General features: G+C 56.0%; 10 protein-coding genes. 6 read left to right on the top strand and 4 right to left on the bottom strand.

The window, feature by feature from the left end; translation table 11 throughout:
* Positions 1–3 precede the first annotated feature (3 nt).
* Positions 4–2,079: an alpha-L-arabinofuranosidase C-terminal domain-containing protein gene (locus VI25_RS01385; protein ID WP_052695091.1), complete on the bottom strand. Its 2,076-nt coding sequence runs from the start codon at positions 2,077–2,079 to the stop codon at positions 4–6.
* A gap of 365 nt (positions 2,080–2,444) precedes the next feature.
* On the opposite strand from VI25_RS01385, the gene VI25_RS01380 reads away from it, so the two are divergent.
* The 5 genes from VI25_RS01380 to VI25_RS01360 all read left to right on the top strand — a co-directional run bounded on the left by VI25_RS01380 (position 2,445) and on the right by VI25_RS01360 (position 9,865).
* Entirely contained in the window at positions 2,445–3,503 is a 1,059-nt protein-coding gene (locus tag VI25_RS01380) for a LacI family DNA-binding transcriptional regulator (protein WP_055562193.1), read from the top strand.
* Between the two features lie 6 nt (positions 3,504–3,509).
* Positions 3,510–4,220, top strand: coding sequence for a 3'-5' exonuclease (locus VI25_RS01375; RefSeq protein ID WP_052695089.1), 711 nt, complete (start codon positions 3,510–3,512; stop codon positions 4,218–4,220).
* An 84-nt stretch (positions 4,221–4,304) separates the two neighbouring features.
* Positions 4,305–6,116: a DUF294 nucleotidyltransferase-like domain-containing protein gene (locus tag VI25_RS01370; RefSeq protein WP_201783249.1), complete on the top strand. Its 1,812-nt coding sequence runs from the start codon at positions 4,305–4,307 to the stop codon at positions 6,114–6,116.
* A gap of 130 nt (positions 6,117–6,246) precedes the next feature.
* The gene (locus VI25_RS01365) at positions 6,247–7,629 is read left to right on the top strand and encodes an NAD(P)/FAD-dependent oxidoreductase (RefSeq protein WP_045687897.1); all 1,383 of its coding nucleotides are present in this window, start codon (positions 6,247–6,249) and stop codon (positions 7,627–7,629) included.
* A 181-nt stretch (positions 7,630–7,810) separates the two neighbouring features.
* On the top strand, positions 7,811–9,865 hold the full coding sequence (locus VI25_RS01360; RefSeq protein WP_045687896.1) for an alpha/beta hydrolase family protein: 2,055 nt from the start codon (positions 7,811–7,813) through the stop codon (positions 9,863–9,865).
* Positions 9,866–9,966: 101 nt separating this feature from the next.
* On the opposite strand, the gene VI25_RS01355 is transcribed toward VI25_RS01360, so the two are convergent.
* Positions 9,967–10,371, bottom strand: a complete 405-nt coding sequence (locus VI25_RS01355) for a hypothetical protein (protein ID WP_152981443.1) — start codon at positions 10,369–10,371, stop codon at positions 9,967–9,969.
* Between the two features lie 75 nt (positions 10,372–10,446).
* A complete protein-coding gene (locus VI25_RS01350) occupies positions 10,447–10,821 on the bottom strand; it encodes a PH domain-containing protein (RefSeq protein WP_045687894.1) in 375 nt (124 codons plus the stop codon).
* A 441-nt stretch (positions 10,822–11,262) separates the two neighbouring features.
* Between VI25_RS01350 and VI25_RS01345 the strand changes: the two genes are divergently transcribed.
* On the top strand, positions 11,263–14,448 hold the full coding sequence (locus VI25_RS01345) for a TonB-dependent receptor (protein ID WP_045687893.1): 3,186 nt from the start codon (positions 11,263–11,265) through the stop codon (positions 14,446–14,448).
* 85 nt (positions 14,449–14,533) lie between these two features.
* On the opposite strand, the gene VI25_RS01340 is transcribed toward VI25_RS01345, so the two are convergent.
* Positions 14,534–14,974: a hypothetical protein gene (locus VI25_RS01340; protein WP_045687892.1), complete on the bottom strand. Its 441-nt coding sequence runs from the start codon at positions 14,972–14,974 to the stop codon at positions 14,534–14,536.
* Between the last annotated feature and the right edge of the window lie 94 nt (positions 14,975–15,068).

Below are 15,068 nucleotides of genomic sequence, written 5' to 3'. Positions count from 1 at the left end.
CGCTTAGCGCTTACCAGGAATGCGTAGCACCGTGAAGGAGTTGGGTGCCAGCGTGTACGTCACATTCGACGACGATACTTTGAACGACTCCTCCTTGGGCGCCACGTTGGTGGGTTGCTCCAGCGTGTTCACCGCGTTGAGGTCATTGCTGGCCAGCACGGTTGCTTTGCCGGCTTTGCCCAGCTTCTTCACGCCCTGTAGGTTAATGGCTACCGGACGAGCCTCGGTGGAGTAGTTCACCAGCTTCACAATGATTTCGCCGGTTTTGTCGTCGGCCACGGCACTGCTGAAGAGGTTGTCTTGGCCATTCTTGGCGTTGCCAGCGCGCTGCACGGGCAGCATGGTGGTGCCAGGGTTGGTAGAGTACATCTTCTGCACGTAGTAGTTGGGCGTGCCGTATGCTTTCAGGTTGTCAAACCAGATCATGTCGGGCGTCCACTGCCAAGCTTCTACGTGGGCAAATAGCGGCGCGTAAGAAGCCATAACTACCTTGTCGGCATTGCGTTCCAGGCCCGTCATAAAAGCGGCCTCCGAAATGGCGCAATCCCAGCTGTTTTTGTTGTCGGGGCTGCCAATGGCAACACTCTGGGCGGCGTACTCGCCGGCGAAGATCTTGGTGCCGGTGGTGGGGTAGTTGTCGTAGCGGCCTACGTTCTGGCGGAACCAGTCGGGCTTGGCGTAGTAGTGCTCGTCAATTACTTCTGCCTTCAGCTCCCGCAGGCGCTTGCTAGCTTTGTCGAATAGCTCACCATCGGGGCTGGGGCCCGCGCTCGAAACAATGTTGATAGTGGGGTACTTGGCCTTTATGGCTTTCATAAAGGGCTCGTAGCGCTCCAAGTACTGAGGACCCCACTGCTCGTTGCCGATGCCAATGAACTTCAAGTTAAACGGAGCAGCGTGGCCCATGGCTACGCGCTTGGCACCCCAGGGGGAGCTGGCGGGGCCATTGGCAAACTCAATCAGATCTAGGGCGTCCTGAATGAAGGTGTCAAGCGTGGGGTCGTCGGCGTGGTTGTGACCTTCGCCGGCGTTGGGGCCGCTGGTAGCAGTGCTAGTGGTGGGGGCTAGCTCCGCCGAGTTAAACTGGCACGCCATCCCCACGTTCAAAATCGGCACAGGCTCGGCCCCAATGTCTTCGGATAGTTGGAAGTACTCAAAGAAGCCCAGACCGAACGACTGATAATAGTCGGGGGTAGAGCGGTGCTTGAACTCCATGTTCCAGCGGTTGATCAGGGGCACACGCGAAGCCACGTCGCCAATGGTTTCTTTCCACTGGTAGCGCTCATTCAAGGTGCGGCCCTCCACAATGCAGCCACCGGGAAAGCGCAGGAAGCCGGGGTTCATATCCTTTAGCAGCTGCACCAGGTCGGTACGCAGGCCGTTCTCACGGTTTTTGTACGTGTCCTTCGGGAACAGAGAAATCACGTCGATATCAGCCGTGCCCGCGCCGTTGAGCGCCAGCCGGAGCTGCCCTTTGGCTGCCGTAGCCGATGGCTTCATCACAACCGAGTACTTCTTCCATTCGTTGGTGAGACCCGAAACCTGGCTCTGCGCCAGCATTTTGCCTTTCTCGTCTTCCAGCGTTACGGTGAGACCGGTTACGTTGCCTGGGCCGCGCCGCGCGTACACCGAGAAAGTGTACTCGTCGTTCTGCTTCAGCCCCATACCCCGGAAGCCTTCATTAATGAGGCCGGCGTCGGGGCTGGCAGTAGCAGCCGTGAGGCGCGCGAAGTGGTTGTTGGTAGCGCTAATGGGCCGGTCGCTGATAACGGTGTACGTCTTCAGAGCGGCTGCCCCGTTGATGCCTTTCCAGCCGGTTAGATAGTTGTCAGCAATTTCAAACGACTTGTTTTTTACCAGCTCAGGATATAGCCCGCCGTCGGCGGCGAAGTTGATATCCTCGAAAAATAGGCCATACATCGTTTTGGCGATGGGAGCACCCGGCTTATTTACTTGCACAGTAATGGTGTTAGCCGCAGTAGGTTTATTTTGGGCTACTGCTGGGGCTAATCCCAGGCTGCTGAGGGCCACTAGGCCGGTCGTCAGCTGCGCAAATCGGGTGGGAAAATACGTGGGCATAGGTAGATGAAGAGGGAGAAAGGGAAAGTAAGGAACCCTAAAAAAACAAGGCGTATTCGGGAGCAGATGAGCTGCTAATGCCAAGTAAGTCATAACTCACCAGGCACAATCGATTGTGTAAAGTAATGAGAAATTTCTAACATCTTACCTATTTAGTATAAAAAATACCCGGTTAATGAACGTGGGTGCGCATTCGGGAAAAGGTGTAGAACCCTGTTTTCACCCCAAATAATAAGCTAGTGAGTAAATACCTCTGCTCAGATAATAGATAATGCTATCTTTACACAAAGCATTGCGTAGCGAACCGCCATATGGCCCCACGAAAAAAACAAGTCCCGGCTCCCAGTACGACCAGCCCAGTATCCATGGCCGACCTCGCCCGGGAGCTAGGGGTTTCCATGACGACCATTTCGCGGGCCCTGAGCGACCACCACAGCATTGGGCCGGCTATGAAGCAGAAGGTCCTCAAGCTGGCGAAGAAATACAACTACCAGCCCAACCGGTTGGCCTCTGCGCTGCGCAAAGGCAAAAGCCAGCTTTTGGGTATTATCGTACCATATATTGAAGGTCGGTTTTTCCCCTCAGTAGTGCACGGCATTGAAACGGCCGCCAGCAAAGCCGGCTACAACGTAATCATCTGCCAGTCGAACGAGGACGTAGCACAGGAGCGGCGCAACCTGGAGATTCTACTCAGCGCCCAGGTAGCGGGCATTCTGGTGTCCCTTTCACGTACTACCCTCGATTTTCGTCACTTTGATAAGGTGCGCAGCCGGGGGTTGCCCTTGGTGTTTTTTGACCGCATCGTGGAGGGCGACAACGTAAATGCCGTGGTGCTCGACGACCAAGAGGGTGGGTGCCTATCTACGCGCCATCTGCTACAGCAAGGGTGCCGCCGCATTGCCCACCTGGCCGGCCCCCAGCATCTGAACATCTATAAGAATCGCCGCCAAGGCTACCTTGATGCTTTGCGCGAAGCGGGCATACCCGTAGAGGAGGAGCTGATGGTATACACCAACATGACCCAGGAGCAAGGCACCGAAGCTATGCGTAGCCTGCTAGCCCTGCCCTCGCCACCCGATGCCATATTTGCGGCTGGCGACTACTGCGCGCTGGGAGCCTTACAGGAGGCGCAACGCCAAGGCCTGCGCGTACCTCAGGATATTGCCATTTCGGGGTTCAGTAACGAAACCTTCACCGTTATTACAGAGCCTTCTATTACCACCATTGATCAGCGTTGCGAGGAGATGGGGCAAGCCGCCGTGCGGTTGCTGTTAGAGTTAGTTGATGCTGATGGCAACCCCTTTGCCCCTCGGCAAGTATCGCTACGCCCGGAACTGCTCGTGCGCCGCTCCTCCGTACGCCAGCCAGACAACGTAGCTGCTTCGGTGCAGGGCGTGGCGGCGGATGTGCTGCTGCCCCAGTAAGTAATCATGCCGCAAGAGTACCTGCTCTTTGTTGATACGGAAACCACTGGTCTTCCCCGCGGGTGGGACCAACCGTATACGAAGGAGCCCAACTGGCCCTACATTGCGCAGCTTGGGTGGGCAGTTTACACTGTAGGAGGGGAGCAAGTAAAAGCCGATCAGGACTACCTGCTGGTGCCCGCTGGTAGCATGCCGGCCTCGGCCATTGCTATTCATGGCCTCACGCCAGCTTTTCTCCAGGAGCACGGCCAGCCGCCCCACGTGGTGCTGCAACGCCTGCTCAGTGATTTGGAGACCTACCAGCCCCGCGTAATTGGGCATTTTCTGCAGCTCGATTTTCACGTGCTGGGGGCAGCCTTCGAGCGGGCGGGCCTACCCAACCCTTTGCTTGCGCTGCCGCAGTTTTGCACTATGACGGCCACCAAGCCCTCCCTGCCCAATGCCCCGCACGAGCGGCACCTGCGCCTGCACGAGCTGCACGAGCTGTTGTTCGACGAGGCGCTCGAACGTCCGCACGATGCCTACGTAGATGCGCTGGCTACTGCCCGCTGCTTTTTCGAGTTGCAGCGTCGTGGTTGGCTGACCGATGATATCTTGCTGGGCCAGTTGCCCCTGACGGCTCCTGTGGCGCCCGTGCGTAAGCTCGGGTGGCTCTGGGTGCTCGGCGTGGTAGGAGCCGGCTTGTTGTGTATTCTTTACTGGATTCTCTATGGATGACCGCCTCGATTTTCTCCGCACTGTAGAACCGTTTACCGTCTTGCCCGACGAGGTGCTGGCCGGAGTGTAGATCTGCTGCAAGAGGTGTCCTACCCGAAAGAAACCCTGCTCTACCAGCAGGATTCTTCTAAAATCCGCAGCCTGGATATTGTTGTATCTGGAGCCTACGAAACGTTTTTCTACGATAGCGCGCAGCACAAGCGCCTACCCGAAACGTACGGACCCGGCACCTGCTACGGGGGCATGTCCATTCTGCTTAATAAGAAACGCTCCCTCCGCACCGTCATAGCCCGCCGCGACACCCGCGTGCTGCAGCTCCCCCGCCGCGACTTCCGGGCTCTATGCCTGGCTTCGGAGCAGTTCTTTCAGTACTTCACCCACAAGTATGGGGAGCGGATGCTGAACGATGAATACGCCCACTTCGTGAAGCCTGCCAGCCCGCCGGAAGCTAACTTCCTCGTGGCCGACCAGCTATTCTCCCGGCGCATTGAAACGCTGGAAGTGCGCGAGCTGCTGGCGTGCCCCGGCGCTACCCCCATTTACGAAGCGGCCCGCCGCATGGCGGCTGCCAAGGTGAGCTGCCTGTTTGTGACCGACGACGAAACGGGCACTATCAGCGGCTACTGCACCGACATTACCCTGCGCGACAAGGTGATTGCCCAGCAGCTTGACGCGGCGCGCCCCGTGCGCGACGTGGTAGCTACGCCAATTGTGAGCATCAACCAGGGCGCCTACGTGTATGAGGCCATCTTGCTGATGTTCCAAACCAAGACCCGCTACTTGCTGGTGGAGCGAAATGGGCAGTACACGGGCTTCCTGAGCCGCAACAAGCTGCTCAGCGACTTGGCGCAGTCGCCGTTCATGTTCATCCAGGCCGTGAAGCTGGCCCAGAGCACGCGAGAGCTAAAGCGCCGCTGGGAGATGGTGCCTAACATCGTAAACCAACTCCTGACGCGGGGCGTGAAGCCGGAAATCGTGAACCAGGTGATTTCCACCGTGGCCGATACCATTGCCCTTAAGGTGATTGAGAATGTGCTGGCTGAGCACGGCCCGGCGCCGGCCAAGTTTGTGTTTATGGTGCTGGGTAGCGAAGGGCGCAAGGAGCAAACCCTCGTGACGGACCAAGACAACGCCATTATCTACGAGGATAAAGCCAATGAGCAGCGTGAGTTGGTGCGCGCCTACTTTCTGCGCTTCGCCACGGCCGTGTCCGACGAGCTTAACCAGATTGGGCTCCACTTCTGTACGGGGGGCTTTATGGCCAAAAACTCAAAGTGGACGCACTCCCTTTCGCACTGGAAGCGCAACTACCATCAGTGGATGAGCGAATCGAACGTGGAGACGGTGATGCAGTTTGCCACGTTTTTCGACTGTCGCTTTCTCTATGGTGAGGTAGGCCTTATGGACGAACTACAGGCGTTTCTGCACCAAGAGCTGAGTCAGCCCCTCGACCGGTTCCTGTTCTTCATGGCTAAGAATGCTTTGCAGTACGAACCGCCCCTCACATTCTTCCGGGGGTTCCGCACGTTCACCCAGGAAGGCCAGCAGGTATTCGACCTTAAGAAAACCATGAGCCCTATTGTGGACTTGGTGCGGGTATATGCCCTCCAGAACCAGATTTTCCAAACCAACACGGGCGAGCGGCTAGCCCAGTTGCGAGAACGGGGGGTGTTCAAGGAAAAGGAGTACCAGGAGCTGCTGCACGCCTACTACTACCTCATGGGCATGCGCCTTAAAAAGCAGGCTCGCCAACTCATCGACGACCGCGCGGCGCCTACCAACTACCTCGACCCCAAGACGCTGACCCAGGTAGAGCAAGTAACCCTAAAGGAAATCTTCAAGGTCATCACCGACTTCCAGCTGAAAATCAAGGTAAGCTTCACGAAGTCGTTTTAGCAGCAGTACCGGCCCTCGTACCGTCGTTGGCTCTCCCCAAGCACAACCTCAAGTAAGGTTTTGCGGTACAGGATTTTGGCACTATTGCCACCTTTCATCGGGTTGATGCCCCGCTTGTTTTTAGCTTGTTATGGATACGAATCTTCCGGTTACCTCGCAGCCACGCATTGTTATTATTGGCTGTGGGTTTGCTGGCCTGCGGTTAGCCAAGGACTTAGCCGATTCTCCGGTGCAGGTAGTCGTTATCGACCGCAATAACTACCACAACTTTCAGCCCCTACTCTACCAGGTAGCTACCGGCGCCCTGGAAGCCGACAGCATTGCATACCCCATTCGCAAGATCTTCGCCGGCCAAACCAATTTCTTCTTCCGCATGGCTGATGTGCAGCGGGTAGATGCGGAGCGCAATACGGTCGTCACCAACATCGGCGACATTCGTTACGACCACCTTGTTATTGCTACCGGCTCGATCACCAACTACTTCGGACTGGAAAGCTTGGAGCGCAACGCTATGCAAATTAAGAGCGTGCCCAATGCTCTCAACCTACGCAGCTACCTGTTCCAGAACTTTGAGCGCGCCTTGCTGGCGGAGGACCCAGCCCAGCGCCAGGCGCTTATGAACGTGGTAGTAGTAGGTGGCGGCCCTACGGGCGTAGAAATCTGCGGGTCATTGGCGGAAATGCGTAAGGACGTACTGCCCCAAGACTACCCCGAGCTAGACCTGAAGAAGATGGAAATCTATCTGGTTGAGTCCGGGGGGGAGGTGCTGGGGCCCATGTCCGTTGATTCGCAGGTGAAGGCCAAAAAGTATCTGGAGGACATGGGTATTCATTTGCGCCTGAATACCAAAGCCACGCGGTTGGAAGAAGGTAAGCTCTACTATTCCGAAACCGAGTTCATCCGCACTGAAAACGTGATTTGGGCGGCCGGCGTGAACGGGGCTGCCGTGGCAGGCTTGCCCGAAGAGGTAGTAGCCAAGAACAAGCGCATCAACGTGGACACGGTAAACCGCGTGACGGGCTTTAAGAACGTATATGCTATTGGCGACGTCGCCAATATGGTGACGGAAGAAATGCCGCGGGGCTACCCCATGCTGGCTCCGGTAGCCATTCAGCAGGCTGAGCAACTAGCCAATAACTTCAAGCGCCTGCTGCACGGCGAAGCCCTCATGCCCTTCAAGTACTTCAACAAAGGCAGTATGGCTATTGTGGGCCGCAACCGCGCCGTAGTAGACTTGCCGGGCGACAAGCATTTTGGCGGCTTCTTCGGGTGGCTCACGTGGCTGTTCGTTCACTTAATGACGCTGGTTGGCTTCCGCAACAAAGCTGTGACGCTGATTAGCTGGGCCATCAGCTACTTCAGCTCTGATAAAGCCCTACGTCTCATTATCCGCCCCTACAAGCGCAACGACTTCAAGGATGATAAAGGGAAGAACACGGCCCAGCACAACGCTTCTACGCCCCAGTATAACCCCTCCGTGCCAACCCCAACGGCACCCGTGGTGGGTGGGTAAGCACGCTCCCGAAGTGCAAGACTAGTCTGGTTAAGGTAGTCCTTGGTTTTTCGGAATTACCCAACTGGGTAGCGAAGAGCGAGGGTATATAGCCAGTGATAAAGCCGAAAGGTGCATGACCAGAGCCGCAACGTTGGGGCCTGCCGTGCGTCTTTCGGCTTCTCTGTGCTACCTTTTACTTATGAACAACCTGTATTCTCTGCTCACGGGCGCGTGCCTGCTGCCCGCCCTTGCCCTGGCGCAGGTGGCCGCGCCGGCTCCGCATCCCCTCACCGCCCGCGACTTGCAGCAACTGCGTGACGTACGCGACGCCCACTTCTCGCCCGATGGGCAATGGGTGACTTATGTAGTGAGCCAGCCCGACACGGCCGCCGACAAAGCCAACGCCGACGTCTGGATGGCCCGTTATGACGGCACCCGCAACTTGCGCGTAACCACCAGCCCCGACAACGAAACCAGTCCACGCTTCTCGCCCGATGGCACCTACCTCAGTTTCCTGTCGAGTAGGGGGGAGGGCGAAGATGGACACGCCCAGCTCTGGCTGCTGAACCGCAACGGTGGTGAGGCGGAGAAAGTCACCAAGCTCAAAGGCAGCGTGTCTGACTACGTGTGGGCTCCGGATGGCAAGCGCCTGGCCTTGATTATCCGCGATGCCGACCCGGACTCGTTGACTCAAGTGCAGCGGGCCCGCAAGAAAACGCCTCCGGTCATCGTCATCGACCGGTTCCAGTTCAAGCAGGATGTAGATGGCTACCTCAACAAGCAGCGCCAGCACCTCTACGTGTTCGATGTGGCTACTCGCAAGCTGGTAAGCCTGACTTCTGGCCGCTACGACGAGCACCTGCCCGCCTGGAGCCCCGATAGCAAGCAGCTGGCTTTCGTGAGCAAGCGCGGCGACGACCCCGACCGCCACGATAATTACGACCTCTACGCCATTGACGCCACTCCTGGCGCGCAGCCCCGCCAGCTTACTACCACCGACGTGGCCGACAGTGCCCCCGGAGGGTGGAGCGGGCGCCCAGCGTGGAGCCCTGATGGCAAGCAGATTGCCTTTGTGGAGGGTGCTGCTAAGGAGCTGCTCGTGTATGGCCTGCACCAGTTGGCCGTAGTGCCTGCTACCGGCGGCACGCCCAAGCTGCTCACTCAAGGCCTAGACCGCAATACCGGTAAACCACAATGGTCCAAGGATGGCAAAAGCCTGTACTTTCTCCTGGAAGACGATCGGGCCCAGGTGCTGGCCCGGGTGCCCGCTGCGGGGGGCAAGGTGGAGCGTCTGTTGGACGGTCAGCGCGAAATAACGGAGTTTGAGCTAGGGCCCAAGGGCCAAATGGTGGTTGTAAACAGTGAGCCTCAGCTACCCGACGAAGTCTTTGCTTTCGAGAAAAAGAGCTTACGGCCATTGTCGAAGCAGAATGACGCTTGGCTGAAAACCGTGCAGTTGGGCGCGGTGGAGCCCATTCAGGCCAAGAGCAAGGACGGTACCATGGTGAGTGGCTTTGTCGTGAAACCCGTGGGCTACCGAACTGGTCAGAAATATCCCACAGTGCTGCGCATTCACGGCGGCCCAGTGTCGCAGTTTGCCTATGGCTTTGCCCCCGAGTGGCAGCTGCTGGCGGCCCATGGCTACGCCGTGGTAGCCAGCAACCCCCGCGGTAGCTCCGGCCGCGGCCTCGATTATTGTAAAGCCATTTACGCCGACTGGGGCAACAAGGACTCCGAAGATGCGCTGTCGGTGGTGGAGTATGCCGTGCAGCAAGGCCTTGCCGATCCGACCCGCCTGGGCGTGGGAGGCTGGAGCTACGGCGGCATCCTCACCGACCACATCATTGCCCGCGACAAACGCTTTAAAGCGGCCACCAGCGGCGCTGGCATTGCCAACGTGCTAGCTGGCTACGGCACCGACCAGTACATCCGTGACTACGAAACAGAGCTGGGTACACCCTGGGACCACCCCGATGTGTGGATGCGCATTTCCTACCCCTTCTTCCACGCCGGCCAGATCAGCACACCCACGCTGTTTCTGTGCGGGGAGAAGGACTTCAACGTGCCCCTGCTGAATACCGAGCAGATGTACCAGGCTTTACAGAGTCTGAAGGTGCCTACGCAGCTTATCATTTACCCCGGTCAATTCCACGGTATCAGCAAACCGAGCTACGTGAAAGACCGCTACGACCGGTACCTAGCCTGGTACGATAAGTACCTGAAAACCGGAACGGCTACCGCCGGCGGGCAATAAATTACTGCACTTCTACCAGAAAAGGCCCGGCTTTACAAAGTCGGCCTTTCTGGTAGAAGGCTAACTGCCAATACTGTGCTCTTTCTACTGATTGTAGTCGCTTAGCGGCAGGGCGAAGAGGATATGTTTTCTAAGTACATGATCTTCCCATGCTGGGGGCAAAGGGTGATGACGGGGCCTAGGGCAGCAAGCTCATCCTGGGTGGCTAGTCGCGCCCTAAAGGAAAGCTCGCGCCCAGCTTGTCGGTACGCTGCGGGCACATTTATCGCGCTTATCACGTATTCCGCGGCTCCGGTAGTGGAATTGACTTGCGTTTGCGCTTCTGGAATAGCGCGGTTGAGCTGGATAAAATAACCGGCATTGGCCGCTACTCCACAGTCAGGGCCCAATACTACCCCATCCAAACAATCCAATCCTGGCTCATCCCCGCCACATTGCCAGGCGCTAAGTAGAAGAGTGCAGCACAGCAGGCTACCAAGGCGACGTAATGCGATGGGGAAGTTCATAGTCATAACCAGGTAATGTTATCGTGTGGATGCTCTGGCAACCTGCTAGGTTGCATGACTACGTAAGTTGCTCCATTACACCGCAAACTCACTCAAGGCGCGGTACACATCGTAAATGCTCTTATCGTCGCGGAAGGTCTTGCTGATGGGTGCTGCCTGGCCACGCACCCAAATCTTGAGCTCCGCCTCAAGGTCGAAGTGGCCGGTGGTTTCCATGCTGAAGCGCTCTATGCTGCGGTAGGGGATGGTTAGGTACTCCCGCTTTTTACCAGTCACGCCTTGCTTATCCACTAGAATCAGGCGCTTGTTGGTGAACACCATCAGGTCTCGAATGACGGAGTAGGCGCTCCGTACCTGCTCGCCGGGGGAAAGTAACTGGCTGAGCTCTAGCTGAATCTCATTGGCATCGTTGGCAGAGGCATTGCCTAGGAAGGCGTCGAGAAGTCCCATAGTAAACACACGTGAAGGTGGAAGAATGCGTCAAACTAACAAGAAAATACACGAGGCAAACTAAGCTAATGCAGTGTGTCAGCAGCGCACTAACAAAGCAGGCATGGTGAACACCATGCTACATAAGTGCTATTAGATAGTATTTATGTGATAATGTAAATTGACTTATTGTAAGATTCAGTGGTTGCTTTGAGTGTTAATAACGGGTAGTACTGTATTTGAAAAAGATAATTATTATGATGTAATAATAGAAAGCTGTATACCCGCTAAAGAGCCGATTAATGCCGTTGAAAATAAATTTTAAGCTGTTAATAGCTGATACATAACATTATAGTAACATAAGGCAAGGGTTAATTTTATAGGTATAATTCAATTTAATAAAAAGAGATATACCTTTGCGGCCCTTTTAAAAAAGGGGCTTTTTTCAACAAATATTTATCTATGAGTAACTTACGTTTACGCCATTTGGTGTTGCTGATTCTGACGTTACTGTCAGCGAGGTTGGGCATGGCGCAAAGCACCACTGCTGCCATGAGCGGCACGATTACCGACCAGTCGGGTGCAGGCCTGCCTGGGGCAACAATTATTGCGGTGCACAACCCTACCAACACCCAATATATTGCTCCTACTAACTCAGAAGGCCGTTTTAACCTGCAGAACATGCGGGTAGGTGGTCCCTATAGCGTACGAGTAACGTTCATTGGGTATAAGGACGTAACCCGCGAAAACATCTTCTTGAGCTTAGGACAGAACCAGCGTCTCGATATCAACCTGAGCGAGGCCACGGAACAGCTGGCAGATGTACTCGTAAGCACCCGTCGCGATGGGGTTATGAATGCTAGCCGAACTGGTGCGGAAACCCGCATTTCGCGTGAGCAGCTGCAGCGCCTACCTACCCTGAACCGTTCCCTGAACGACTTCACCCGCCTTACGCCCCAGGCGAATGGTGGCACTAGCAACTCGATTGGCGGCGCCAATAACCGCTACAACAATATTACCATTGACGGTGCGGTAAATAACGACGTGTTTGGTCTGGCCCCCAGCGCTACTCCCGGTGGGCAGGCGGGCACCCAGCCCATTGCTCTGGACGCTATCCAGGAAATTCAGGTGGTTATTGCTCCCTACGACGTAACCCTGGGTAACTTCACCGGCGGTGGTATCAACGCCATTACCCGCTCGGGCTCGAACGACTTCTCAGCCTCGATCTACGGCTTTGGCCGCAACCAGAACACTATTGGCAAGAGCGTGACGGAGCCCCGCACAAAGGCCGACGAGTTCTACAATTACCAGACCGGTGCCCGCGTAGGTGGCGCGCTGGTGAAAGACAAAGTCTTCTTCTTCCTGAACGGTGAAATTGCCCGTGCCAGCACGCCGCTGGGCTTCGACCCCGGAACCTCGGCTTCCGGCATCAACCCTGCCACGTTGGCCGGGGTAGCTGCATACGCCAAGCAGCGCTATGGCTACGAAGTGGGTAACTACGGCAGCGTAACCAACCGCACCGAAAGCAACAAGGTCTTCGGTCGTCTGGACTTCAACATCTCCGAAAACCATCAGCTGACCATCCGTCACAACTATGTAGAGGCCTTCGCCGACAACCTGACTCGCTCTTCCATCAACTTCCGCTTCGGCAACAACGGCTACCGTTTCAGCAACGTTACCAATAGCTCGGTGGCAGAATTGAACAGCCGCCTCGGCCGCTTCTCCAACAAGCTGTTGCTAAGCTACAGCCGCATTCGTGACCGTCGGGATACCCGTGGCACCCTGCTGCCTTCCTTCACCATCTCCGACAACGGCAATACGTACATCTTCGGTACGGAGCGGAGCTCGGCGCTGAACAGCCTGAACCAGGACATTGTAGAAGTAACCGACAACCTGACGGCCGCTTTCGGTAAGCACACTGTCACGGTAGGCACGCACAACGAGGCCTTCAAGTTCCGCAACCTGTTCATTGCTGATGGCAATGGTGCTTACACGTTCTCCTCGCTGCAGAACTTCTACCAGGACAAAGCTACCCGTGTACAAGCGGCTTACCCCACCACCGGCGACGGCGCTGCGGCTTTTAAAGCCATGCAACTGGGCTTCTATGTGCAGGATCAGTACTCGCCCATCGAGAACCTGCGCCTGACCGCTGGCCTACGCCTCGACGTGCCCGTGTTTACCGACAAGCCCGTGTATAACCCCCGCGTGGCTAGCCAGACGGCTTTCGCCAAATACGGCGACATCAACACCGAGAACATGCCGAACGGCCAGCTGCTGTGGGCACCTCGCCTGGGCTTCAACTACGACGTGAACAATGATGCGAAAGTGCAGCTGCGCGGCGGTACGGGTATCTTCACGGGCCGCGTGCCCTATACCTGGATTGCCAACAGCTACACCAACAGCGGCATGATTCAGGGCAACCTCGACATCAACAACGCCTCGTACAACTCGGCTAACCCCAACACCCCCCGCTACCTCTCGACCATCGAGACGGACATCAGCAAAATCCCGACTACCTACAGCTCGGGTGCTGCCAAAACGGCCCAGATCAACACGCTGTCGAAGGAGTTTAAGCTGCCCCAAGTGTGGCGCTCGAACTTGGCCGTGGACTTCCGCCTCCCCGGCGACGTGCTGGCTACCCTGGAAGCCGTGTACTCGAAGACCATCAACGACATCTACTACCAGGATGCTAACCTGGCGGCTCCCATTGGCAAACTGGCCGGCCCCGACCAGCGCCCCGTGTACGCCGGTGGCAACGCCCGCCGCGTAGATCAGAACTTCACGAACGTGTATGTGCTGCAGAACACCAACAAGGGTTTCCGCTACAACCTCACGGGCCAGCTGCAGAAGCAATTCTCGGATGGACTGAACACGATGGTGGCCTACACCTATGGTAAGTCGAAAGACGTGAACAGTGGCTTCAACACTACAGCTTCGTCGAACTTCGGCTTCAACCAGATCATCACCGACCCCAACAACCCAGCGCTGAGCTACTCGCTCAACGACCGTCGTCACCGCTTGCTGGCTACGGCTGGTTACACCTTCCACTACGCCGGCGACAAACTGGCTACCACTATCTCGGCGGTGTACGAAGGCCTCTCGGGCCAGCCGCTCACCTACGTGTACGGCAACAGCACCGACCTGAACGGCGACGGCAACAACGGCAACGACCTGATCTACATACCCCGCGATGTACGCGACGCCAACGAAATCAAGCTGGTAACCACCGACAACCGCACCCTGGCGCAGGTACAGGATCAGCTGGAGGCCTTCATCAACAACGACCCCTACCTGCGTAGCCACCGGGGCCAGTACGCTGAGCGTTTTGCCGCTCGTCTGCCTTGGACGCACCAAGTGGATATCCGCGTAGCCCAGGACTTCAATTTCCAGGCCGGCGGCAAGAAGAACACCCTGCAGGTGACATTCGACGTGATTAACGTAGGCAACCTGATCAACAATGAGTGGGGCCGTCAGTACTCGGTACAGAACAATGCTACCGAACTGCTCCGCGTAGAAGCCACAGGCAACGGCGTGCAACCTACCTTCTCATTCCCCCGCACCATTGCTACCCGCACTAACGCCTGGGATATTTCTACCCTGGCGTCACGGTGGCAGGGCCAGCTGGGTGTGCGCTACATCTTCAACTAAGCGCTACCTAGTACTACTCCGCATGAAAAGCGGCCGGCGAAATTCGCCGGCCGCTTTTTTTATATGGCCTAGACCTACATAAATATCAATTTAAGCTCTCGTAAGGCACCAAAAGGTTGACTAGCGTCTCATCGCTCTTCAATCGAATACCATCTTTTTGCATTCCAAATTTTCCTAAGCATAGGGTGGATACCACACCATTGGAATACTTAAAATCAGCTTGAGCTCTGACATCTAACCCTGTATTGACCGTGTCTGCGCGCAAGGATGATGCACGGTTATCTATTTGAGATAAAATGGCGGGTTTAGTTATTTCAGTAGTTCTAGCATCATCAAACTGCTTCAAAAATCCTTGACAGCTAATAGCCATGAAGGTGTGAATGTCAAAATTGACTGATCGAACCCTAACATATACAAGTGTAGGCCTATCTGAATGGAGAATATGTATAATTTCTTCGCTAGCAGCTTTCGGTTGACAAGACAATAAGGCAAGTGCCAATAATATCTGGGTAAAATTGATCTTCATAGCTAGAGTTGCATCAGTAGCTTATAAACAAGCCAGCAAAACAAAAACAGCCGGACCTAACGGCCCGGCTGTTCAAATCTAACAGGAAGGAAGC

Source organism: Hymenobacter sp. AT01-02, from assembly GCF_000961955.2.
Classification (GTDB): domain Bacteria; phylum Bacteroidota; class Bacteroidia; order Cytophagales; family Hymenobacteraceae; genus Hymenobacter; species Hymenobacter mucosus.
Note: the sequence above shows the minus strand (reverse complement) of the source record. Positions and strands in the feature narration are given on the sequence as shown.

Coding starts and splice junctions, on each gene's coding strand:
- VI25_RS01350 (WP_045687894.1), bottom strand. CDS start 10,821: ATGGGACTTCTCGACGCCTTCCTAGGCAATGCCTCTGCCAACGATGCC.
- VI25_RS01360 (WP_045687896.1), top strand. CDS start 7,811: ATGAACAACCTGTATTCTCTGCTCACGGGCGCGTGCCTGCTGCCCGCC.
- VI25_RS01340 (WP_045687892.1), bottom strand. CDS start 14,974: ATGAAGATCAATTTTACCCAGATATTATTGGCACTTGCCTTATTGTCT.
- VI25_RS01345 (WP_045687893.1), top strand. CDS start 11,263: ATGAGTAACTTACGTTTACGCCATTTGGTGTTGCTGATTCTGACGTTA.
- VI25_RS01365 (WP_045687897.1), top strand. CDS start 6,247: ATGGATACGAATCTTCCGGTTACCTCGCAGCCACGCATTGTTATTATT.
- VI25_RS01355 (WP_152981443.1), bottom strand. CDS start 10,371: ATGAACTTCCCCATCGCATTACGTCGCCTTGGTAGCCTGCTGTGCTGC.
- VI25_RS01375 (WP_052695089.1), top strand. CDS start 3,510: ATGCCGCAAGAGTACCTGCTCTTTGTTGATACGGAAACCACTGGTCTT.
- VI25_RS01380 (WP_055562193.1), top strand. CDS start 2,445: ATGGCCGACCTCGCCCGGGAGCTAGGGGTTTCCATGACGACCATTTCG.
- VI25_RS01385 (WP_052695091.1), bottom strand. CDS start 2,079: ATGCCCACGTATTTTCCCACCCGATTTGCGCAGCTGACGACCGGCCTA.